The following is a 21,276-nucleotide window of genomic DNA, read 5'->3' on the forward strand; positions in this document are numbered from 1 at the left end:
GGGACAATGGCAGTGCCGCCCGCGCACGGCGATCCCGGCGCGGCGGCGCGGCTGGTCGGTACAGAGCGGAGGGCGGTCGATGAGCGACGCGGGTCACCCCGAGACGACACCTGCGCGGACCGCCGACCCCCATCGCTATCGACTCAACCGGGCCGGCATCCACAACGTCTGGCAGTACGACGACCACGTCTTCGAGTTCGCCGAGGGACGGCTGCTGTTGCGCGGCCGCAATGGCGCGGGGAAGTCCAAGGCGCTGGAGATGCTGCTGCCGTTCCTGCTCGACGGCGACGCCCGCCGCCTCGACACCACGGGGACCAGCCGGACCAGTCTGCGCTGGCTCATGCTGGGCGGACAGACCGCCTCCGGTGAGGACGATGGGCGGGACGAGGGCGCGCACACGACCGCCCTCGGTTACCTGTGGGTCGAGTTCGCCGGACAGGACGACGAGGAACGGCCGCGCCGCCGCACGCTCGGCGCGGCCGTCGCGGCCTCCCCCGACGACGCCGACGCCAGGTGCGTCTTCTTCGTCACCGACCGGTCCGTCGGCACCGACCTCGATCTCGTCGTCGAGGGACGCCCCCTGCCCATCGAACGTCTGCGCGCCGAGGTCGGGCCCGAGAACTGCTACGACGCCGCAACGGCCTACCGGGCCCGGGTCATGGACGAGCTCTTCGGCATCGACGACCCCACCCGCTACCGCAACCTCGTCCACCTGCTGTACCGCCTGCGCCGGCCCACCGTGGGCGAGCGTCTGGAGGCGGGGGAACTCGTCTCGGTCCTCGCCGAGGCGCTCCCGCCCATGGACGAGCGGGTACTCGACGAGGTCGCCCGCAACATCTCCGACCTCGACTCCGCCCGCGCCCGCCTGGCGGTGCTGCGCTCGGCGAAGGAGGGCGTCACCGGGTTCCTGGACGACTACCGCCGCTACCTGCACGGCGCGCTGCGGGCCCAGGCCGCCGCCGTGCGGGCCCAGATCGACGACCACGCCCGTCGGGACGCCGAGGTCGCCCGGCTCGCCACGGAACTGACCGATCTGGTGGCGGCCGAGGCCGAAGTGCAGGAGGAGCGCGACCGCGCGCGTCGCACGCGCGACACCGCCGCCGCCGACGCCGCCACGCTCGGTTCGAGCGAGCCCGGCTCGCCTCCCCCCGAGGAAGGGGAGCGCCAGGCCCGCTACGCGGCGGTCGTCGCCTATATCCGGGCCGCCGAGTCCGCCTGGGCCGCCGCGGGCCACGCCCTCACCAACGAGCGCAACGCCGCGGCACAGCTCGCCTCCGGCATCGCCGGCATCGAGCGTCGGATCACCGCGATGCGCGCCCCGCACGCCGAGGCGACGGCCCTCGCCCGGGCCGCGGGGGCGCCTCCCGGCGCGTTGGGGGAGATCCCGCAGGTCATGGCCGTCACCCTGGCCCCGCGCGAGAGCACGACCCATGTCGACCTCGAAGGTCTGGAACAGGCCGTCGAGCGCGAACCGGTCCAGGGGATCGACATCGCGCGTCTGCGCGGACGCCTGGCCGAACTGCACGACCGCCTCACCGCGGTCGACGACTGGGCCGCCCGCCGGACGGCCGCCGCGACCGCCCTGTACGACCGCACGGTCGAGTTGGCCGAGGCCGAACGCCGGGCGAGCGCGCTCGCCGACGAGGCCGAGTGGAGCGACGGGCACCTGGAGCGGGCTCTTGAACGCGAGCGCGCCGCCATCGAGGCCGTGCGGGCGGCCAGCGCCGCGCACGCGGCGGCGGTGCGCGAGTGGAGCGCCGCGTTGCGCGACGCCGTGGCCGACGCCGGCGGCGACCTCTCCGGGCCCCTCGCCGACCTGGAACAGCGGGTCGAGCTCCCCCTCGACGAGGAGCTGCGGGTGCTGGACATCGAGGTGCCGGCGGAGGTCATCCGGCACGCCCACGAGATCGTCGCCCCCCTCGTCTCCGAGCTGCGGGCCCGGCGCGACACCGCCGTCGGCGAGGAGCGCGAGCTCGTGACCGAGCTGGACGAACTCTCCGAGCGCCGCAAGGCCCTCGAAAACGGGCATCTGGCCCCGCCGCCGGCCTGGGCCACCGCCGAGCGCGGGGACGCCCGGGGCGTCGCCTTCCACCTCGCGGTGGACTTCGCCGACCACCTCTCCGCCGCCGAACGCGCGGGACTGGAGGCCGCGCTTGAGGCCAGCGGGATCCTGTCCGGTTGGATCGCCGCCGACGGCACGGTCGTCGACCCCGCGACCCGTGATCTCGTCCTGCGCCCCACGGCGCCGACCGCCGGACGCACGCTCCTCGACGCGCTCACCCCGGTCGAGGTGCCCGGGTCCGGCGTGACCACCGCGACCGTCGCCGCGCTGCTGCGGGCGGTCAGGCTGGCCGAGGCCGACGAGAGCGGGGCGGCCCCGACCGGTGACCACGACGCCTCCGGCGGGATGGTGGGGACCGACGGGCGCTGGCGGCTCGGCGTCGCGGGCGGGGCGCACCACAAGGACCGCGCCGAGTACATCGGCGAGGCCGCGCGGGCCGACGCCCACGACCGCCTCCTGGCCAACATCGACCGGCGTATCGCGATCGCCGAGGCGTTGCTGGCCGAGGCGGGAGAGCGCAGGGGAGCCGTCGAGGAACGGCACGAGGCATTGGTGCGGGTGGCCCGCTCCGTCCCCTCGGGCGCGGGGCTGGCCGCGGCCTGGGCCGCCCTCGACAACGCCCGCGCCTGGCTGGTGACCGCCAACCGCGACGCCGCGGCGGCCCGCCGCGCCGCCGACACGGCCCGCGCCACCGTGCTGGAGCTGCGCGCCGAGGTCGCCGCGCACGCGCGCGAGCACGTCCTGCCCGAGGGGCGCGAGGAGCTCGTGGCGATCCTGTCGGCGTTGGCGCGGCTGCGGGTCCACGTCGCGGCGGCCTACCGCGACCTCGGCGACATCGCCGGACGCCTGGAGGACTACCACCGCCACGTCGCCGAGTGGGAACGCGCCCGCGCCGATCGGGTGGTGGCCGAGGACGTGCGCACCGCGGCCATCGGCGACATGATCACGGTGCGTCGCGAGACCGAGCTCACCGACCGCGCACGCTCCGCCTCCCCCGAGCAGATCGGCAGCGCCGTCGCCGAGGTGCGGGCCCGCATGGACCAGGCGGCCCAGCGGCTGCCCGAACTCGAACGGGCCGCGCGCGAGGCCAGGGACGAACGTGTCGCGGCCGAGACACGCCACGCCACGGCCCTGCGCGAGCGGGTCGAGCAGGCCGAACGCGTCCTGGCCGCGGGCGACCGGTTGCGGGCGATGCTCTGCACGGCCGACGGCCACGTCGACTCCGAGCTGCTCGTCGCGGCGGGCCTCGACGACGCCGACGACGACTCCGGCCTGCGCGCCGCGCTGGACGCCCTCAGCGCGGCCGAAGCCGCCGCGCGCGCCGGAGAGGAGGGGGAGGAGGACGTCGACGCGCGGGTGCGCGCGCTCGACACGCTCGTCACGGTCCTGGAGGAACGGCTCGACCCCGACCCGGCCCACGACGTCGACAACAGCGGCATTCTGCGCAGCCGCGAGGAACTCCACCGCCTGCTGGCCGGCGGAGGCGCCGCCGCGGCGCGCACCGAGCTGACCGAGCCGGCCGGCGTCAAACGGCTCACCGTCCACGATGACGAGGGAGCCCACGACATCACCGCCTACGCGGCCCGGCTCGACACGGCCATCGCCGAGGCCGAGGAGACGGCGGCGCTGCGCGAGGAGGAGGCGTTCGAACGCCACCTCCTCGGTGAGCTCGCCGCCCACCTCTCCCGCCAGATCTCCGAGGCCCGCGAGCTCATCGCGACGATGAACGAGGTGCTCGGCGACGTCACCACGTCGCAGGGGCTGGGGGTGCGCCTGGAATGGGCGCTCGCCCCCGACGCCGACGAGGACGTCAGCGCGGTCGTGCCGCTGCTGCAACGCCCGGCGGAGAAACGCACCAGGGTCGAGACCACCCGACTGCGTGACGCGCTGCGCCGCTGCATCGAGGCCATCCGCCGCCTCGACCCGACCGCGGCCAACGGGGCGCAACTTCGCGCCGCGCTGGACTACCGCTCCTGGTTCGCCTTCACGGTCTATGTGACCGACGCCGCCCACCCGGGGCGGGAGCGCCGGCTCACCCACCGCACCGCGCTCAGCCAGGGCGAGCAGCGCGTCATCGCCTATCTGGTGCTCTTCGCGGCGGCCGCGGCCCGGTTCGGGGCGCTCGCGCCGCACGCCCCCCGGCTGATCCTTCTCGACGACGCCTTCGCCAAGGTCGACGAGCCCACGCACGGGCGTCTGCTCGGGCTGCTCGTCCAGCTCGACCTCGACTTCGTGTTGACCTCGGAACGTCTGTGGGGATGCTTCCCGAGTGTGCCGAGCCTGCACGTCTACGAGTGTCTGCGCGATCCCGCGGTCCCGGGGATCGCGACGCTGCACTTCACCTGGGACGGCACCCGCCGGCGCCTCGTCGGGGTCTGACCCTCCGCCGCCGGCCTCCTCGAAGGGGTGTCCGCGGCCGCCCTCGGCCGCGGGCACGGACTCCTTCCCGGTCAGCGGCGTGGAGACGGCGGGCGCCCGAACGGCTTCACGCGGACAGGGCGGAAAATTCGTACATCAGGCTCTACTCTGCAAAGACGAAGTCGAGATACGGAGCGGGTGTGGTGACGACCGTGACGTCGGCCGATACAGCGTTCACCGGACGGGCTCCACGGTGGCGGGAGAGCGGGGCCGGCCCCGAGGCCTCGCTCCGAGAGCGTCTCGCCCACTCGGGGCTCGACCACGAGGCCCGGCAGTGGGTCGTCGCGGCCCTGCTCGGGGACGAGGCGCTGGCCGCCCGGACCCGGGGCGAGCAGATCGAGGTCCCCGATCCGGGCGGTCCCGCTCCGGCCGGGAACCGCCCGCGGCGCGGGTTCCTGGGCAGGGTCGAGGTCCAGGGTTTTCGCGGCATCGGCCGCTCCTCCGCGCTGGAGTTCCCACCGGGGCCCGGCCTGACCGTCATCGTCGGGCGCAACGGTTCGGGCAAGTCCAGCTTCGCCGAGGCGATCGAGGCCGCCCTCACCGGCCGCAACCTGCGGTGGGACGCGATGCCCACGGCGTGGCGCGACGGCTGGCGCAACCTCCACTTCGACGACCGCACCGAGGTCAGCGTCGACCTGTACCTGTCGGGGGAGGAGCACCCGACCCGGGTCACGCGCACCTGGACGGGCGACAGCGTGCGTTCGGCGCGCGGTCGGGTCGTCCTGCCCTCGGGCGAGACCGTTCGGCTCGGGGACCTGGGGTGGGGTGAGGAGCTCGTCCGCTACCGCCCCTTCCTGTCCTACGACGAGCTCGGCCGGACCGTCACCGGGCGCGCGGCCGAGCTCTACGACACCCTCACCGCGCTGCTGGGCCTGACCGAACTGGCCGAGGCCGAGCGGCGGCTGGCCAAGGCGTGCGACCGGCTGGCCAAACAGGAGAGCCGCCCCGGCCGCGACCTGCCCTACCTGGTCGAGCAGCTGAACGGAAGCGCCGACCCGCGTGCCCGGCGCGCCCTGGAGATCATCGGGTCCTCCTCGATCGACCTCGACCGTCTCGCCTCGATCGCGGCGGACGACGGGCCCGCCGACCCCGCCCAGGAGGTCGTGCTGCGGCGGCTGCGCCGTCTCGCGGTCCCCGAGCGCGGTCTCATGACCGACGTGGTCAACGAGCTGCGCGGCGCGGCCATGGAACTCGCGATGGTCGCCGACAGCAAGGGGGCGCGGGCGCGCGGCCTCGTGGAGCTGCTGAACCAGGCGTTGGAACACCACCGGCGTCATCCGGCCGAGCGCGACTGCCCGGCCTGCGGCACCGGCGGGGCGCTGGGTCCCGACTGGGCGGACCGCGCCCGCGCGCAGATCGCGTCGCTGGAACCGGTGGCGGCCAGCGCCTCGGCGGCCTACGAACGCGCGGAGGCGGCCCGGGACCAGGCCCGCTTCCTCATGGCCCCGCCGCCCTCCTGGCTGCCGCCTGAGAGCGATCTGGGGCGCGTCTGGGCCGACTGGGCGGCCGGGGCCGCCATCACCGACCTCGGCGAGCTGGCCACCCACATCGAGGAGACGGGGCGGCGGTTGCGCTCCACGGCGATCGCCGCCCGCAAGGCCGCCACGGAGCGGCTCAACGACCCCTCCGACGGCTGGGCCGCGCTGGCCGAACAGCTCGCGGCCTGGACCGACGACGCGCGTGAGGCGGTGAAGGCGCGCGAGACCCTGGGACCGGCGGCGCGGGCGCTCGAGTGGTTCGCCGCGACCGCCCGCGCGCTGCGCGAGGAACGGCTGCGGCCGCTCGCCGCGCACGCCGAACGGGTCTGGCGCCGGCTCCGGCAGGAGCGTCACATCGACCTTGAGGCGCTGCGCCTGGTGGGCAGGGGTGCCCAACGCCGCGTGGCCGTGGACGTCGCCGTCGACGGCGCCGATGTGTCGGGCACCTCCCCGGGGCTGCTCAGCCAGGGAGAGTTCCAGGCGCTGGCCCTGTCGATCTGCCTGCCGCGCACGCTCGCCCCGGGCAACCCCTTCGGTTTCCTCGTCCTCGACGACCCGGTGCAGGCGATGGACACCGAGACCGTGGAGGGGCTGTCGGCGGTCCTCGCGGAAGTGGGGCGTCATCGCCAGCTCATCGTCTTCACCCATGACACCCGGCTGCCCGACGCGCTGCGCAGGCTCGGGCTGCCCGCCATGATCCGGACCATCCAGCGCGACGCGATGTCGAACGTGTGGATCGCGGATGAGGCCAGCTCAGTGGGGGTGTGAGGGGCGGGTGGAGGGGGCGTGGGCCGCCGATTTGGCACTGCACCCCGAAACCCCTGTATAGTCATGACCAACGCGAAGGGCGGAACCCCGCAGAGGGGGGAAGCCGCAGGAGCGTGCCCCTTTAGCTCAGTCGGCAGAGCGTCTCCATGGTAAGGAGAAGGTCTACGGTTCGATTCCGTAAAGGGGCTCTACCACTTGACGAGATCCGGTCCACTCAGGTGGGTGGCCGGCGGTGGTCCCATTCGCCGGTCTGATCGGGTTCCGGTATCCTGATGGTTGTCCGGTTTCCCGGCTCTTGGCGGAGTAGCTCAGTCGGTAGAGCAAGCGGCTCATAATCGCTGTGTCGTCGGTTCAAGTCCGGCCTCCGCTACTACCTGCGCGACCCCTGACTCGTTCAGGGGTCACCGCGGGTCTTTTTCAGTGTTCGAATGTCGTTCAGCAGAAAGGCACTCCAACGTGGCTGCCACCGACGTGAGGCCGAAGATCACCCTGGCCTGCCAGGAGTGCAAGCACCGTAACTACATCACGCGCAAGAACCGTCGGAACACCCCCGACCGTCTTGAGCTGAAGAAGTACTGCCCGAACTGCCGCTCCCACCGCGAGCACAAGGAGACCCGCTAGGTCTCTCCGTCCCGGACGGGACGGATGGCGTGGCCGCCCGGCAGAACGGCAGTGCCCCTAGGCATCACGTAGCCCAGTGAGCGTTTCAGGCTCACTGGGCTACTACTGTGTTGGGGGTGCCCCGGCCGCGTGACCGGGCACGACGAGACGACGCAGCCGGAAAGGACGTCCATGGCGATCAACCGCGACCTCCTGGGGCGGGTGTATCGGTCCCCGGAACCCTACGAGGTGACACGTGGGAAGATCCGGGAGTTCGCCGACGCGATCCAGGATCCCAACCCGGTGTACCGGGACACGGCCGAGGCGAAGGCCGCCGGCTACGCCGACGTCATCGCGCCCCCCACGTTCCCGATCATCATGGGCATGGAGGCGGCCGGACAGGCCGTCACCGATCCTGAACTGCGGCTCGACTTCTCGATGGTGGTCCACGGCGACCAGCGGTTCCGCTACAGCCGTCCCCTCCAGGCCGGTGACGTGGTCACCACGGTCACCACCATCTCCGACATCAAGGTCCTCGGCGGCAACGAGCTCATCACCCTGGAGAGCGAGATCTCCACCCTCGCGGGCGAGCACGTCGTCACGTCGGTCAACATGCTGGTTGTGCGTGGCGGTGCCGCGCAGGGGGAGAAGTAGGGGATCGCGCCATGACCACCACCGTTCGCTACGACGACGTCGAAGTCGGCACGGAACTGCCCGAGCAGACCTATCCGGTCCGGCGACTCGACCTCATCCGCTACGCGGGCGCCTCCGGCGACTTCAACGTCATCCACTGGAACGAGCGCGTCGCCAAGTCGGTGGGGCTGCCCGGGGTGATCGCGCACGGCATGCTCACGATGGCCGAGGCGGGCCGCCTGGTCACCGACTGGGTGGGCGACCCCGGCGCCATCGTCGAGTACGGCGTCCGCTTCTCCGCCCCCGTGGTGGTGCCCGACGACGACCAGGGCGCCGAGATCGTCGTCAGCGGCAAGGTCACCGAGAAGCGCGGGGACAACCAGGTGGTCATCGCCATCACCGCGCGTTCGGGCGGTGTCAAGGTCCTGGCCCGCTCCACCGCCGTCGTCCGCCTGGCCTGACCGCGTCCGCATCGATCCGCCCGCGGTGTCCTCGGCCGCCGCGGGCACTTCGTCCCACCCAGAGGTGTCCCGTGCCTGTTGTCCCCGCCCGTAACGTCCCGCTGGCCGGCTACACCACGCTGGGCCTCGGCGGCCCCGCCGCGACGTTCCTCACCGTCGGCGACACCGACGCGCTGATCGAAGCGGTGAGCGAGGCCGACGCGGCCGGTGAGCCGTTGCTCGTCCTGGGCGGCGGCAGCAACCTCGTCGTCGCCGACGAGGGGTTCGCCGGGACCGTCGTCCACGTCGACTCCCGTGGTGTCGCCGTCGAGCCGGCCGCGGACGGCGAGGAGGCCGCGACCGTGCGGGTCCGGGCCGCCGCCGGTGTCGAGTGGGAGCCCCTGGTCCGGCGCTGCGTCGAGGACGGGCTCAGCGGGATCGAGTGCCTTTCGGGCATCCCGGGCCGGGTCGGCTCCACCCCGATCCAGAACGTGGGCGCCTACGGCCAGGAGGTCAGCCAGACGATCGCCGAGGTGGTCGTCTACGACCGCGAGCTCGGCGCCACGCGCACGCTGACCAACGCGGAGTGCGAGTTCGCCTACCGCGACAGCGTGTTCAAGGGGGACGACCGCTATGTCGTCTGCGAAGTCGTGTTCGCCCTGACCCGATCGGAGCTGAGCCGGCCGATCCGCTACGCGGAGCTCGCCCGCAGGCTCGGCGTCGAGGCCGGCGACCGGGTCCCGCTGGCCGATGCGCGGGCCGCGGTCTTGGAGCTGCGCCGGGGGAAGGGGATGGTCATCGACCCCGCCGACCCCGACACGCGAAGCGCGGGCTCGTTCTTCACCAACCCGATCCTCTCCCCCGCGGAGTTCACCGAGTTCCGCAAGCGGGTCGCCGACCGTCTGGGGCCGGAGGCGGAGCCCCCGGCCTACCCCGCTCCCGACGGCCGGACCAAGACCTCCGCGGCCTGGCTGATCGACCGCGCGGGGTTCGGCAAGGGATACGGCGCAGGTCCGGCCCGGATCTCCACCAAGCACACGCTCGCGCTGACCAACCGGGGCGGCGCCAGGACCGAGGACCTGCTGGCGCTGGCGCGTGAGGTCCGCGCGGGGGTGGCCGAGGCGTTCGGCGTCACGCTGGTCAACGAACCGGTGATGGTGGGCGTCGCGCTGTGAGCCCGCGCCGTCCGGTCGGACCCGGTCCGACCGGACGGCGGAATGCCGTTCTTTTTTCTTAGGGGCGCCGAACTCTTTTATTCGGACGGCTTTCGAGAATTCCTCGGCGAACCGAGAAATTGCCCCTCGCCAATTCCCTGGTAAAGTGGAATTCGTCGAAGGGGAGTAGTCCTCAATTCGCGTGGTCGACACACTGGCCCTGGTCATCCAGCTGGCCCGGTCGCGCGAGCCTCGAACTCCAGGCGGACGAGACCTTCGGCCCGGCAGGTGATGCCGGGCCGAAGTGTGGCGTCCGCCTTTCGCTTCTGCCCGGTCCTCAAGTTGAAGGGTGGAAGACCTCCGTGGAGTTTCTCACAGCACTCACCGTTGGCGCGGGAGTCGTTTTTCTCGCTGAAATGGGTGATAAGACCCAACTCGTCGCGATGTCCCTCGCGACCCGCTATCGGGTCGTCACGGTCCTGCTCGGGATCACGGCGGCCACGGTCGTGGTGCACGGACTCAGCGTCCTCATCGCCGAGGTGCTCGGTCTCGCGATCCCCACCGACTGGGTGACCCTCATCGCGGGGATCGCGTTCATCGTCTTCGGGCTGTGGACGCTGCGCGGGGACGAGCTCACGGACAAGGACGAGGAACGCGCGGCGTCCCGCCGCATCAGGTCGGGGTTCATCACCGTCTGCGTGGTCTTCTTCGTCGCCGAGCTCGGGGACAAGACCATGCTCGCCACCATCACCGTCGGCACCCAGCACGACTGGCTGCCGGTGTGGATCGGCTCGACCGTCGGCATGGTCGCCGCCGACGCGGTGGCGATCGCGCTCGGCGCCGCGCTGGGCAAGCGGCTGCCCGAGCGGGCCATCCAGATCGGCGCGGCCCTGTTGTTCTTCGTCGCCGGCGCGGCGATGACCATCCAGGGGGTGCGCATGCTGGCCCTGGCCGCCTGACCCCGCTCCAGCGGGCGGCGCGGGAGGGTCAGGCGCCCACAGGGGTGGCCAGCCAGGCGTCGACCCCGGCGAGCAGCTCCTTCTTACGCCCCTCGGGGGCCGCCGAGCCCCGGATCGACATGCGCGCCAACTCCGCCAGCTCGCGGTCGTCGAACCCGAACACCTCGCGGGCGGTCTCGTACTGGGCGGCCAGACGGGGACCGAACAACAGCGGGTCGTCGGTCCCCAGCGCGATCGGGACCCCGTTGTCGAAGAGCCGGCGCAGCGGCACCTGGGCCACGTCGTCCACCACCCCCAGGCCCGCGTTGGAGCTCGGGCAGACCTCCAGGGTCACGCCCTGGGTCGCGATGCGCTCGACCAGGTGGGGGTCCTCGATGGCGCGGACACCGTGCCCGATCCGGTCGGCGTCGAGCACGTCGAGACACTCCTGGACGCTGCGCGGGCCCATCAACTCGCCCCCGTGGGGCACCGACAGCAGCCCGCTGCGCCGCGCGATGCGGAACGCGCCCTCGAAGTCGAGAGCGCGTCCGCGCCGCTCGTCGTTGTTCAGGCCGAAGCCGACGACCCCGCGCCCGGCGTACTGGGTGGCCAGGCGGGCCAGCGCCTTGGCGTCCAACGGGTGCTTCGTCCGGTTGGCGGCCACCACGATCCCCACGCCCACCCCGGTCTCGGCCTCGGCGACGCCGGCGGCGTCGAGGATCAGCTCCAGGGTGGCGGTGAGCCCGTCGAAGCGGGAGGCGTACCCGCTGGGGTCGACCTGGATCTCCAGCCAGCCCGACCCCGCCGCCCGCTCGTCCTCGGCGGCCTCGCGCAACAACCGGTACAGGTCCTCGGGGGTCCGCAGCACCGAACGCGCGATGTCGTAGAGCCGCTGGAAGCGGAACCAGCCGCGCTCGTCGGTCGCCCGCAGCCGGGGCGGCCACTCCTCGACGAGCGCGTGGGGCAGGTGCACCCCGTGACGGTCGGCGAGCTCCACCAGGGTGGAGTGCCGCATCGAGCCGGTGAAGTGCAGGTGAAGGTGTGCCTTGGGGAGTTGGGAGATCGGGCGTTCCATGTCCCAACTCTGCCCCATGCCGGGCCGCGTGGTCGCCGCTGTGGGCAAAAACATGTCCGCCCCGGCACCCGCTCGGGGGCCGGGGCGGACCGAGAGGCCGGAGCCTACTGCGCCTCACTCAGCAGCTTGGCGATGCGGCCGACCCCCTCGGCGAGGTCGGCGTCGCCCAGCGCGTAGGACAGCCGCAGGTAGCCGGGGGTGCCGAACGCCTCGCCGGGGACGACCGCCACCTCGGCCTGCTCCAAGATGAGCTCGGCCAGCTCGCCGGAGCTCTGCGGGCGCCTGCCCCGGATCTCCCGGCCGAGCACGCCCTTGACCGAGGGGTAGGCGTAGAAGGCGCCCTGGGGCTCGGGGCACACGACACCGGGGATCTCGTTGAGCATCCGCACGATCGTGCGCCGGCGGCGGTCGAAGGCCGTCCGCATCTCGTCGACGGCGCTGAGGTCCCCCGAGACCGCGGCGAGCGCGGCGACCTGGGACACGTTGGCCACGTTGGACGTGGCGTGGGACTGGAGGTTGCCCGCGGCCTTGACGACGTCCTTGGGGCCCACGATCCAGCCCACGCGCCAACCGGTCATCGCGTAGGTCTTGGCGACACCGTTGACGACGACCGTCCGGTCGGCGAGCTCGGGCACCTCGACCGGCATCGAGGTGAAGCGCGCGTCCCCGTAGACCAGGTGCTCGTAGATCTCGTCGGTGAGGACCCACAGGTCGTTGGCCGCGGCCCAGCGGCCGATCTCGCGGACCTGCTCCGGGGAGTAGACCGCGCCGGTGGGGTTGGAGGGGGAGACGAACAGCAGGACCTTGGTGCGCTCGGTGCGCGCCGCCTCCAGCTGCTCGACGGTGGCGAGGTAACCGCTGGTCTCGTCGGTGACGACGTAGACCGGGACACCGCCGGCGAGCTTGATGGACTCGGGGTAGGTGGTCCAGTACGGGGCGATGACGATGACCTCGTCGCCCGGGTCGAGCAACGTGGCGAACGCCTCGTAGATGGCCTGCTTGCCGCCGTTGGTCACCAGGACCTGGCTCGGCTCGACCTGGTAACCGGAGTCGCGCAGCGTCTTGGCCGCGATCGCCTCCTTCAGCTCGGGCAGGCCGCCGGCCGGGGTGTAGCGGTGGAAACGCGGCTCCCGACACGCCTGCGCCGCCGCCTCGACGATGTAGTCGGGCGTGGGGAAGTCGGGCTCCCCGGCGCCGAACCCGATGACGGGTCGGCCCGCGGCCTTCATGGCCTTGGCCTTCGCGTCCACGGCCAGGGTCGCTGACTCGGAGATGCCGCCGATACGTGCGGAGATACGAGGTCGGTCAGTCATGCCCCCATGGTTCCATGCGTGCTCCCGGTGGTCTCCCCCGAAGGGGGAACAACCGCCGCGTGGCGCCGCGGCGAGGGCCGCGGGTTGGTCCTTCGGGCCGATAGGGCATAGACTCATGCCGCCGATAGACCGGTGGACGGGACCAAGGGGTGGTGATTTCCACGCGCGCCTGGAACCGGAACCGGCTATGGTGGGAACCAAGCGGTACCCAAGGGCAGTGGCTCAATTGGTAGAGCACCGGTCTCCAAAACCGGCGGTTGGGGGTTCGAGTCCCTCCTGCCCTGCAAGAACGTTCCGAAGGAGCGCAGTCGAGAAGATCGGCGCCCGGCTGTTGCCGTCCGCCAGGAAGCACCAGTTGCCCCGTCGACCCTCTAAGGACCTCAGGTGACACAGACTGACGCCGACGCCAAGCCCGAGAAGGAGCGCAAGCGTCGTACCGGTCCGGTGACCTTCACCAAGCAGGTCGTCGGCGAACTCCGCAAGGTTCGCTGGCCTACGCGCCGCGAGCTGATCACCTACACGATCGTCGTCATCGTGTTCGTCCTCATCCTGGTCGGTTACATCTCGCTGCTGGACTTCGGTTTCGGCGAGGCCGTCACCTGGCTCTACGGGACTGTCGGCAGCCCCTCCTAAGAGCGCTCGGACCGCGCGGTGACCTTTGTGGGTGCGGTGGTCCCGTCATGTCGATCGAGACCGTAAGCTGGCCATATCGGCTGCCTCCGCGCAGCCGAGAGCGCGTACCCGACGAGAGAAAGAGCAGCCGTGTCCGAGTCCCCACTGACCTCTGACGACCTCCCCAACGAGGAGCGGGATCAGTCGTCGGCGGAAGAGACCGGTCCGCGAACCGAGCAGGCGGAGACCGCCGAGTCCTCCGACGCCGCCGACGAGGTGACGCCGGCCGAGGGCGGGTCCGAGGAGGACGCTGCTCCCAAGCTCGACCCCGTCGAGGAGTTCAAGATCGAGCTCCGCATGCTGCCGGGCGACTGGTACGTGGTGCACACCTACGCGGGGTACGAGAACCGGGTCAAGGCCAACATCGAGAGCCGCACCCAGTCGCTCAACATGGAGGAGTACATCTTCCAGGTCGAGGTGCCCACGCAGGAGGTCACCGAGGTCAAGAGCGGCAAGCGGCAGCAGGTCACCGAGAAGGTGCTGCCCGGCTACGTCCTCGTCCGGATGGACCTCACCGACGAGTCCTGGGCCGCGGTCCGTAACACGCCGGGCGTCACCGGTTTCGTCGGACTGTCCAACCGCCCCGCTCCGTTGAGCATCCAGGAGGTCGCCGACCTCCTGGCCCCGGAGCCGGAGCAGGAGACCGAGCAGGCGAAGAAGAAGGAGACGGAGACCCGCTCCGACGTCGCCTACGAGATCGGTGAGTCCGTCACCGTCATGGAGGGCCCGTTCGCGACGCTGCCCGCCACGGTGAGCGAGATCAACCCCGACACCCAGAAGCTCAAGGTGCTCGTGTCGATCTTCGGCCGCGAGACCCCGGTGGAGCTCGCGTTCAACCAGGTCTCGAAGATCTGATCCGGCGCGTAGACTGGACGGGCCCGTCCCGAGGACGGGCCCGTCACGCCCCGCCCCGGCGGGGCTTATTCGCGATCCGCTCGGGTCCCGGCGGGTCACGCCGCCCCCGTACACCGGGGGCGATCCCACTTGAGGCCGCCGCGCTCGCGCGAGCGTGACGGAGCCCGCCTCCGCGCGGGCCGGCAGGGACCAACGCAATTCGCAATCAGGCAAAGGACCCGAAATGCCTCCGAAGAAGAAAATCGCCGCCCTGGTCAAGGTCCAGCTTCCGGCTGGCCAGGCCACCCCGGCTCCGCCCGTCGGTACCGCTCTTGGTCCGCACGGCGTGAACATCATGGACTTCTGCAAGCAGTACAACGCTGCCACGGAGTCCCAGCGCGGCAACGTCATCCCCGTAGAGATCACCATCTACGAGGACCGCACGTTCACGTTCGTCACCAAGACCCCGCCGGCGCCGAAGCTGATCCTCAAGGCGATCGGCCAGGAGAAGGGCAGCACGGACCCGAGCCGCACCGTCGCCGGTTCCATCAGCCGCGACCAGGTGCGTGAGATCGCGCAGACCAAGCTGCCCGACCTCAACACCGACGACCTCGACGCCGCCGAGAAGATCATCGCCGGCACCGCCCGTTCCATGGGCATCGAGGTCACGGGCTGACCCTCTTCGGCCGAGAACATCCGTGGCAGGGCCAGGCGCTGGCCCACACCACAGAGCCCCTGACAGGAGTTTTCAGTGAAGCGCAGCAAGAACTACCGCAAGGCCAGTGAGCTGGTGGACCGCGACCGGCTCTACGCGCCGGCCGAGGCCGTGAAGCTGGCCAAGGAGACCGTCAGCGTCAAGTTCGACCCGACCGTCGAGGTCGCCCTGCGTCTCGGTGTCGACCCGCGCAAGGCCGACCAGATGGTCCGCGGCACCGTCAACCTGCCGCACGGCACCGGCAAGACCGCTCGGGTCCTGGTCTTCGCCACCGGTGAGCGTGCCGAGCAGGCCCGCGCGGCGGGCGCCGACTTCGTCGGTGACGACGACCTGGTCGAGGAGATCCAGAAGGGCTTCCTCGACTTCGACGCCGTCGTCGCGACCCCGGACCTGATGGGCAAGGTCGGTCGCCTCGGCCGCGTCCTCGGTCCGCGTGGTCTCATGCCGAACCCCAAGACCGGCACCGTCACCCCCGACGTCGCCAAGGCCGTCAGCGACATCAAGGGCGGCAAGATCGAGTTCCGTGTCGACCGCCACGGCAACCTCCACTTCATCATCGGCAAGGCGTCCTTCAGCGAGCAGCAGCTCGTCGAGAACTACGCCGCCGCCCTGGAGGAGGTGCTGCGGCTCAAGCCGTCCGCGGCGAAGGGTCGCTACATCAAGAAGGCGACCGTGACCACCACGATGGGCCCGGGCATCCCGGTCGACCCCAACGTGACGCGCGTTACGGCCGCCGCCTAGTTCGACCCCGGGTGAGGCGGGCGCCCCGGTCCTCGGGCCGGGGCGCCCCTTCGCCTACCGGCCGCGAAAGGGCGCGGTGGTGCCGGGGCTCCCCGCAGAGAGCCCCGGCATTCCTGGTTTTGCCCATTCGCGGTCATCGCTTAACATTGGTAATTGCCGAAGACCGCCGGTCGTCACCCGTCGGGTGACCTAAGGTCCCATGCGAATGGGCGGCCTGCGCAGGTGAGATGCGAGCTGTGGCCGTGTGCCCCGTGACGGGTACACGTGTTCCCCACGCCCCGCGCGCCTGCGCCGGGGCGTTTTTTCATGCGCCTGCTCCCCGTTCGCCTGGCTCCTTAACCGGTGTTCACTGTTGGAAGGAGTCCCATGGCGAGGCCGGATAAGGCAGCCGCCGTCGCGGAGCTCACGGAGGAATTCCGTAGCTCCCAGGGCGCCGTGCTGACCGAATACCGTGGGCTCACTGTGGCGCAGCTGACCGAGCTGCGCCGTAGCCTCGGCCAGAACGCGCGTTTCCGCGTCGTGAAGAACACGCTGAGCAAGATCTCGGCTAAGGAGGCCGGCCTCGACGAGCAGGTTCTCGACCTGTTCGAGGGTCCCTCCGCCATCGCCTTCGTCCGGGGCGATGTGGTCGAGGCCGCCAAGGGCCTGCGTGACTTCTCGAAGGCGAACTCGCCGCTGGTGATCAAGGGCGGTGTCATCGACGGTAAGCCGATGACCCCCGACGAGATCAACCAGCTGGCCGATCTCGAGTCCCGCGAGGTTCTGCTCTCGAAGCTGGCCGGTGCGCTCAAGGCCAAGCAGGGTCAGGCCGCCGCGCTGTTCCAGGCGCTGCCGTCCAAGACCGTGCGCCTGGCCCAGGCACTGCACGACAAGCGAGCGGAAGCCTAAGAACCCGAACAACCGGCGGGCGGCACGGGCCGTCGCCGGCAAAGACTCGGTGCGGTGCCAACAGGCGTCCGCGCTGGAAGAGAAAGAGAGACCCCAATCATGGCGAAGCTCAGCACCGAAGAGCTGCTCGGCGCTTTCGAAGAGATGACCCTTCTCGAGCTCTCCGACTTCGTGAAGAAGTTCGAGGAGAAGTTCGACGTCACCGCCGCCGCCCCGGCCGTGGCCGTGGCCGCCGCGGGCGCCCCGGGTGCTCCGGCCGCCGCCGAGGAGGAGCAGGACGAGTTCGACGTCATCCTCGAGGCCGCCGGCGACAAGAAGATCCAGGTCATCAAGGAGGTCCGTGGCCTCACGAGCCTGGGCCTGAAGGAGGCCAAGGACCTGGTCGACAACGCTCCGAAGCCGCTGCTCGAGGGCGTCAACAAGGAGACCGCGGAGAAGGCCAAGGCCGCCCTGGAGGGCGCCGGCGCCACGGTCACCCTCAAGTAGTCGTTTCCGGCTGCTTCGGGCGGCCGTCCCTTCGGGGGCGGTCGCCCTTTCCCGTTCTCAGGGGCCTGTGACCTGGTGGGAAGAGGGATGTGGCGGCTCGGGCGGCACACGGAGCGCCGGATACCTGAAATAATCGGGAGAGGCGGGACGCGTGAGTGGGCCGGCCCGAGCGGGACGCGAGGGGGATCTTGACCCTCGTGTGGTCTCCTTTTGAACAGGAGTTCCTTCCCGGATGTCTGCTCGCTCACACCTACCGGGTGCTGTGGGACCTCTCACGGGCGTGGAATAGCCGGATCTGCCGGATCTGGGCTTGACGGATTCGCTCGTTGCGGCGATGCTGCCAGGTGTCGTGACTGACTCGGGGGGCTGCTGTTGGACAGCGGTGTAGTATTCGGCTACACTGCCCTTTTGCGCTGCCCTTTGACGACTTCTGTGCCAGAGTCCGTGTCTGGTGTCCAATTCTTACGTGATTGGCCCGGTCCGCACGTGCTCTGAGACGAGCACCGCCCCTGTCCGGTGGTTCCTCGCCACTCAGGTCGTCCGGCGTGCGCGCGCATCAACCGCCACAAGCCTTCGGAAGGACCCCTGTTGGCAGCCTCGCGCAACGCCTCCGCTAACGCCCTTGGTCCGAACCGCGTTTCTTTCGCCCGCATTAAGGAACCACTCGAGGTCCCCAACCTCCTCGCCCTGCAGACCGAGTCCTTCGACTGGCTGCTCGGCAACGAGAAGTGGCGTGCCCGAGTCGAGGCGGCCCGTAACGCAGGCCGTAAGGACGTTCCGGAGCAGTCTGGCCTCGAAGAGATCTTCGAGGAGATCAGTCCCATCGAGGACTTCTCGGGCACGATGTCGCTGTCGTTCCGCGACCATCGGTTCGAGCCGCCCAAGTACTCCGAAGAGGAGTGCAAGGACAAGGACATGACCTACTCCGCCCCGATGTTCATCACGGCGGAGTTCATCAACAACGACACCGGTGAGATCAAGAGCCAGACGGTGTTCATGGGCGACTTCCCGCTCATGACCGCCAAGGGCACCTTCATCATCAACGGCACCGAGCGCGTCGTCGTGTCCCAGCTTGTCCGTTCGCCGGGCGTGTACTTCGACCGCCAGGTCGACAAGACCTCGGACAAGGATCTCTACGGGTGCAAGATCATCCCGTCGCGGGGTGCCTGGCTGGAGTTCGAGGTCGACAAGCGCGACTTCGTCGGCGTCCGCATCGACCGCAAGCGCAAGCAGGGCGTCACCGTCCTGCTCAAGGCGCTGGGGTGGACCACCGACCAGATCCTCGAGCGCTTCGGTCAGTACGAGTCCATCCGCAACACGCTGGAGAAGGACCCCACCGCGGGGACCGATGACGCGCTGCTGGACATCTACCGCAAGCTGCGCCCGGGCGAGCCGCCCACGAAGGAGTCGGCGCAGACCCTGCTGGAGAACCTGTACTTCAACCCCAAGCGCTACGACCTCGCCAAGGTCGGCCGCTACAAGCTCAACAAGAAGCTGGGGCTGCAGGAGGAGTACACCCAGGGGACGCTGACCGAAGAGGACATCGTCGCCACCATCGACTACCTCGTCCGGCTGCACGCGGGCGAGGAGGAGCTGCAGCGTCCGCACGACACGTTCCCGATCGAGGTCGACGACATCGACCACTTCGGCAACCGTCGTCTGCGCACCGTCGGCGAACTCATCCAGAACCAGGTCCGCCTGGGTCTGGCCCGTATGGAGCGCGTCGTCCGCGAGCGCATGACCACGCAGGACGTCGAGGCCATCACGCCGCAGACGCTGATCAACATCCGGCCGGTCACCGCCTCCATCCGCGAGTTCTTCGGCACCAGCCAGCTCTCGCAGTTCATGGACCAGACCAACCCGCTCGCGGGCCTCACCCACAAGCGTCGCCTCTCGGCGCTGGGCCCGGGTGGTCTGTCGCGTGAGCGCGCGGGCTTCGAGGTCCGTGACGTCCACCCGTCCCACTACGGCCGCATGTGCCCGATCGAGACCCCTGAAGGCCCCAACATCGGCCTCATCGGCTCGCTCGCCGCCTACGGCCGGGTGAACTCCTTCGGGTTCGTCGAGACCCCCTACCGCAAGATCGTCGACGGTCGGCTGACCGACGAGATCTCCTACCTCACCGCCGACGAGGAGGACCGGTACGTCATCGCCCAGGCGAACACGCCGGTCAACGCCGACGGCTCGTTCGCCACGGAGCGGGTGCTCGTCCGCCGGAAGGGCGGGGAGTTCGAGGCGGTCTCGGCCACCGAGGTCGACTACATGGACATCTCGCCGCGCCAGATGGTGTCGGTCGCGACCGCCATGATCCCGTTCCTGGAGCACGACGACGCCAACCGCGCGCTCATGGGCTCCAACATGCAGCGTCAGGCCGTGCCGCTGCTGCGTGCCGAGGCGCCGCTCGTCGGCACCGGCATGGAGTACCGCGCCGCGACCGACGCCGGTGACGTGGTCCTGGCGGAGAAGGCCGGTGTCGTCGAGGACGTCACCGCCGACTACATCACCGTCATGCACGACGACGGCACGCGCAAGACCTACCGCGTGGCCAAGTTCAAGCGCACCAACCAGGGCACCTGCTTCAACCAGCGCCCGATCGTCGAGGAGGGGCAGCGGATCGAGGAGCGTCAGGTCCTCGCCGACGGCCCGTCCACCGACAAGGGCGAGATGTCGCTGGGCAAGAACCTGCTGGTGGCCTACATGTCCTGGGAGGGCCACAACTACGAGGACGCCATCGTCCTGTCCCAGCGCATCGTCCAAGACGACGTCCTCTCCTCGATCCACATCGAGGAGCACGAGGTCGACGCCCGTGACACCAAGCTGGGGCCCGAGGAGATCACCCGCGAGATCCCCAACGTCAGCGAGGAGGTCCTCGCCGACCTGGACGACCGCGGCATCATCCGCATCGGCGCCGAGGTGGTCGACGGCGACATCCTCGTCGGTAAGGTCACCCCGAAGGGCGAGACCGAGCTGACCCCCGAGGAGCGCCTGCTGCGCGCGATCTTCGGTGAGAAGGCGCGCGAGGTCCGCGACACCTCCCTGAAGGTGCCGCACGGCGAGTCCGGCAAGGTCATCGGCGTCCGCGTGTTCAGCCGCGAGGACGGCGACGAGCTGCCCCCGGGCGTCAACGAGCTGGTGCGCGTCTACGTCGCGCAGAAGCGCAAGATCACCGACGGCGACAAGCTCGCCGGCCGGCACGGCAACAAGGGCGTCATCGCCAAGATCCTTCCCCAGGAGGACATGCCGTTCATGGAGGACGGCACGCCGGTCGACATGGTGCTCAACCCGCTGGGCGTGCCCGGCCGCATGAACGTCGGTCAGATCCTGGAGATCCACCTGGGCTGGCTGGCGAAGAGCGGCTGGAAGATCGAAGGGGACGACGAGGGCTGGAAGCGCGCCATGCGCGAGATCGGCGCCGACGACATCTCCCCGGGGACGAAGGTCGCCACGCCGGTCTTCGACGGCCTGCGTGAGGACGAGATCGGCGGCCTGCTCGCCTCCAGCCTGCCCAACGCCGACGGCGACCGCCTGGTCGACGCCAACGGCAAGGCGCGGCTGTACGACGGGCGCACCGGTGAGCCGTTCAAGGAGCCGATCGCTGTCGGCTACACCTACTTCCTGAAGCTGCACCACCTGGTGGACGACAAGATCCACGCCCGTTCCACCGGCCCGTACTCCATGATCACCCAGCAGCCGCTGGGTGGTAAGGCGCAGTTCGGCGGTCAGCGGTTCGGCGAGATGGAGGTCTGGGCGCTGGAGGCCTACGGTGCCGCCTACGCGCTCCAGGAGCTCCTCACGATCAAGTCCGACGACGTCGTGGGCCGGGTCAAGGTCTACGAGGCGATCGTCAAGGGCGAGAACATCCCCGAGCCGGGTATCCCCGAATCCTTCAAGGTGCTCATCAAGGAGATGCAGTCGCTCTGTCTGAACGTGGAGGTGCTGTCCAGTGACGGCATGTCCATCGAAATGCGGGACAGCGATGAGGACGTTTTCCGTGCGGCGGAAGAACTCGGAATCGACCTGGGTCGGCGCGAGCCGAGCAGCGTCGAAGAGGTCTAATTCCG

16 protein-coding genes and 3 tRNA genes are annotated in these 21,276 nt (G+C 70.4%); 17 read left to right on the forward strand and 2 right to left on the reverse strand.

The window, feature by feature from the left end; translation table 11 throughout:
- Positions 1–79: 79 nt before the first annotated feature.
- From B5D66_RS19530 to B5D66_RS19570, 9 genes are all read left to right on the forward strand, one after another.
- Positions 80–4,441 (forward strand): TIGR02680 family protein, encoded by a 4,362-nt coding sequence (locus B5D66_RS19530; protein ID WP_078763233.1) that lies wholly within the window; start codon positions 80–82, stop codon positions 4,439–4,441.
- Between the two features lie 179 nt (positions 4,442–4,620).
- Complete coding sequence (locus tag B5D66_RS19535; RefSeq protein WP_078763234.1) at positions 4,621–6,726, forward strand: AAA family ATPase; 2,106 nt, start codon at positions 4,621–4,623, stop codon at positions 6,724–6,726.
- Between the two features lie 115 nt (positions 6,727–6,841).
- Positions 6,842–6,914, forward strand: a tRNA-Thr gene (locus B5D66_RS19540).
- A gap of 109 nt (positions 6,915–7,023) precedes the next feature.
- Positions 7,024–7,096: transfer RNA gene (locus B5D66_RS19545), tRNA-Met, on the forward strand.
- A gap of 86 nt (positions 7,097–7,182) precedes the next feature.
- Positions 7,183–7,347: a 50S ribosomal protein L33 gene (gene rpmG / locus B5D66_RS19550; RefSeq protein ID WP_159457292.1), complete on the forward strand. Its 165-nt coding sequence runs from the start codon at positions 7,183–7,185 to the stop codon at positions 7,345–7,347.
- 171 nt (positions 7,348–7,518) lie between these two features.
- Positions 7,519–7,980, forward strand: coding sequence for a MaoC family dehydratase N-terminal domain-containing protein (locus tag B5D66_RS19555; RefSeq protein ID WP_078763236.1), 462 nt, complete (start codon positions 7,519–7,521; stop codon positions 7,978–7,980).
- 11 nt (positions 7,981–7,991) lie between these two features.
- Positions 7,992–8,420, forward strand: a complete 429-nt coding sequence (locus tag B5D66_RS19560) for a MaoC family dehydratase (RefSeq protein ID WP_078763237.1) — start codon at positions 7,992–7,994, stop codon at positions 8,418–8,420.
- Positions 8,421–8,491: 71 nt separating this feature from the next.
- Positions 8,492–9,574: a UDP-N-acetylmuramate dehydrogenase gene (locus B5D66_RS19565; protein ID WP_078763238.1), complete on the forward strand. Its 1,083-nt coding sequence runs from the start codon at positions 8,492–8,494 to the stop codon at positions 9,572–9,574.
- A gap of 341 nt (positions 9,575–9,915) precedes the next feature.
- Complete coding sequence (locus tag B5D66_RS19570; protein ID WP_078763239.1) at positions 9,916–10,512, forward strand: TMEM165/GDT1 family protein; 597 nt, start codon at positions 9,916–9,918, stop codon at positions 10,510–10,512.
- A 28-nt stretch (positions 10,513–10,540) separates the two neighbouring features.
- Here the strand turns inward: B5D66_RS19570 and B5D66_RS19575 are convergent, their stop codons facing one another.
- Both B5D66_RS19575 and B5D66_RS19580 read right to left on the reverse strand, forming a co-directional pair.
- Positions 10,541–11,566: an adenosine deaminase gene (locus tag B5D66_RS19575; RefSeq protein ID WP_078763240.1), complete on the reverse strand. Its 1,026-nt coding sequence runs from the start codon at positions 11,564–11,566 to the stop codon at positions 10,541–10,543.
- A gap of 104 nt (positions 11,567–11,670) precedes the next feature.
- Positions 11,671–12,879: a pyridoxal phosphate-dependent aminotransferase gene (locus tag B5D66_RS19580; RefSeq protein WP_078763241.1), complete on the reverse strand. Its 1,209-nt coding sequence runs from the start codon at positions 12,877–12,879 to the stop codon at positions 11,671–11,673.
- 211 nt (positions 12,880–13,090) lie between these two features.
- Between B5D66_RS19580 and B5D66_RS19585 the strand changes: the two genes are divergently transcribed.
- From B5D66_RS19585 to rpoB, 8 genes are all read left to right on the forward strand, one after another.
- Positions 13,091–13,163, forward strand: a tRNA-Trp gene (locus B5D66_RS19585).
- A 100-nt stretch (positions 13,164–13,263) separates the two neighbouring features.
- Positions 13,264–13,512, forward strand: a complete 249-nt coding sequence (gene secE, locus B5D66_RS19590) for a preprotein translocase subunit SecE (protein ID WP_078763242.1) — start codon at positions 13,264–13,266, stop codon at positions 13,510–13,512.
- 129 nt (positions 13,513–13,641) lie between these two features.
- A complete protein-coding gene (gene nusG / locus B5D66_RS19595; protein ID WP_078763243.1) occupies positions 13,642–14,406 on the forward strand; it encodes a transcription termination/antitermination protein NusG in 765 nt (254 codons plus the stop codon).
- Between the two features lie 223 nt (positions 14,407–14,629).
- Positions 14,630–15,061, forward strand: a complete 432-nt coding sequence (gene rplK, locus B5D66_RS19600) for a 50S ribosomal protein L11 (RefSeq protein ID WP_078763244.1) — start codon at positions 14,630–14,632, stop codon at positions 15,059–15,061.
- Positions 15,062–15,136: 75 nt separating this feature from the next.
- Positions 15,137–15,841 (forward strand): 50S ribosomal protein L1, encoded by a 705-nt coding sequence (gene rplA, locus B5D66_RS19605; RefSeq protein WP_078763245.1) that lies wholly within the window; start codon positions 15,137–15,139, stop codon positions 15,839–15,841.
- Positions 15,842–16,207: 366 nt separating this feature from the next.
- Positions 16,208–16,729, forward strand: a complete 522-nt coding sequence (gene rplJ, locus B5D66_RS19610) for a 50S ribosomal protein L10 (protein WP_078763246.1) — start codon at positions 16,208–16,210, stop codon at positions 16,727–16,729.
- A gap of 99 nt (positions 16,730–16,828) precedes the next feature.
- Positions 16,829–17,215: a 50S ribosomal protein L7/L12 gene (gene rplL / locus B5D66_RS19615; protein WP_078763247.1), complete on the forward strand. Its 387-nt coding sequence runs from the start codon at positions 16,829–16,831 to the stop codon at positions 17,213–17,215.
- 588 nt (positions 17,216–17,803) lie between these two features.
- Positions 17,804–21,271, forward strand: coding sequence for a DNA-directed RNA polymerase subunit beta (gene rpoB / locus B5D66_RS19620; RefSeq protein WP_078763248.1), 3,468 nt, complete (start codon positions 17,804–17,806; stop codon positions 21,269–21,271).
- Positions 21,272–21,276 lie beyond the last annotated feature (5 nt).

The sequence above is a fragment of the Marinactinospora thermotolerans DSM 45154 genome (assembly GCF_900167435.1).
In the GTDB taxonomy this organism is placed as follows: Bacteria; Actinomycetota; Actinomycetes; order Streptosporangiales; family Streptosporangiaceae; genus Marinactinospora; species Marinactinospora thermotolerans.

Coding starts and splice junctions, on each gene's coding strand:
- B5D66_RS19530 (WP_078763233.1), top strand. CDS start 80: ATGAGCGACGCGGGTCACCCCGAGACGACACCTGCGCGGACCGCCGAC.
- B5D66_RS19555 (WP_078763236.1), top strand. CDS start 7,519: ATGGCGATCAACCGCGACCTCCTGGGGCGGGTGTATCGGTCCCCGGAA.
- B5D66_RS19560 (WP_078763237.1), top strand. CDS start 7,992: ATGACCACCACCGTTCGCTACGACGACGTCGAAGTCGGCACGGAACTG.
- B5D66_RS19575 (WP_078763240.1), bottom strand. CDS start 11,566: ATGGAACGCCCGATCTCCCAACTCCCCAAGGCACACCTTCACCTGCAC.
- B5D66_RS19580 (WP_078763241.1), bottom strand. CDS start 12,879: ATGACTGACCGACCTCGTATCTCCGCACGTATCGGCGGCATCTCCGAG.
- rplK (WP_078763244.1), top strand. CDS start 14,630: ATGCCTCCGAAGAAGAAAATCGCCGCCCTGGTCAAGGTCCAGCTTCCG.
- rplJ (WP_078763246.1), top strand. CDS start 16,208: ATGGCGAGGCCGGATAAGGCAGCCGCCGTCGCGGAGCTCACGGAGGAA.
- rplL (WP_078763247.1), top strand. CDS start 16,829: ATGGCGAAGCTCAGCACCGAAGAGCTGCTCGGCGCTTTCGAAGAGATG.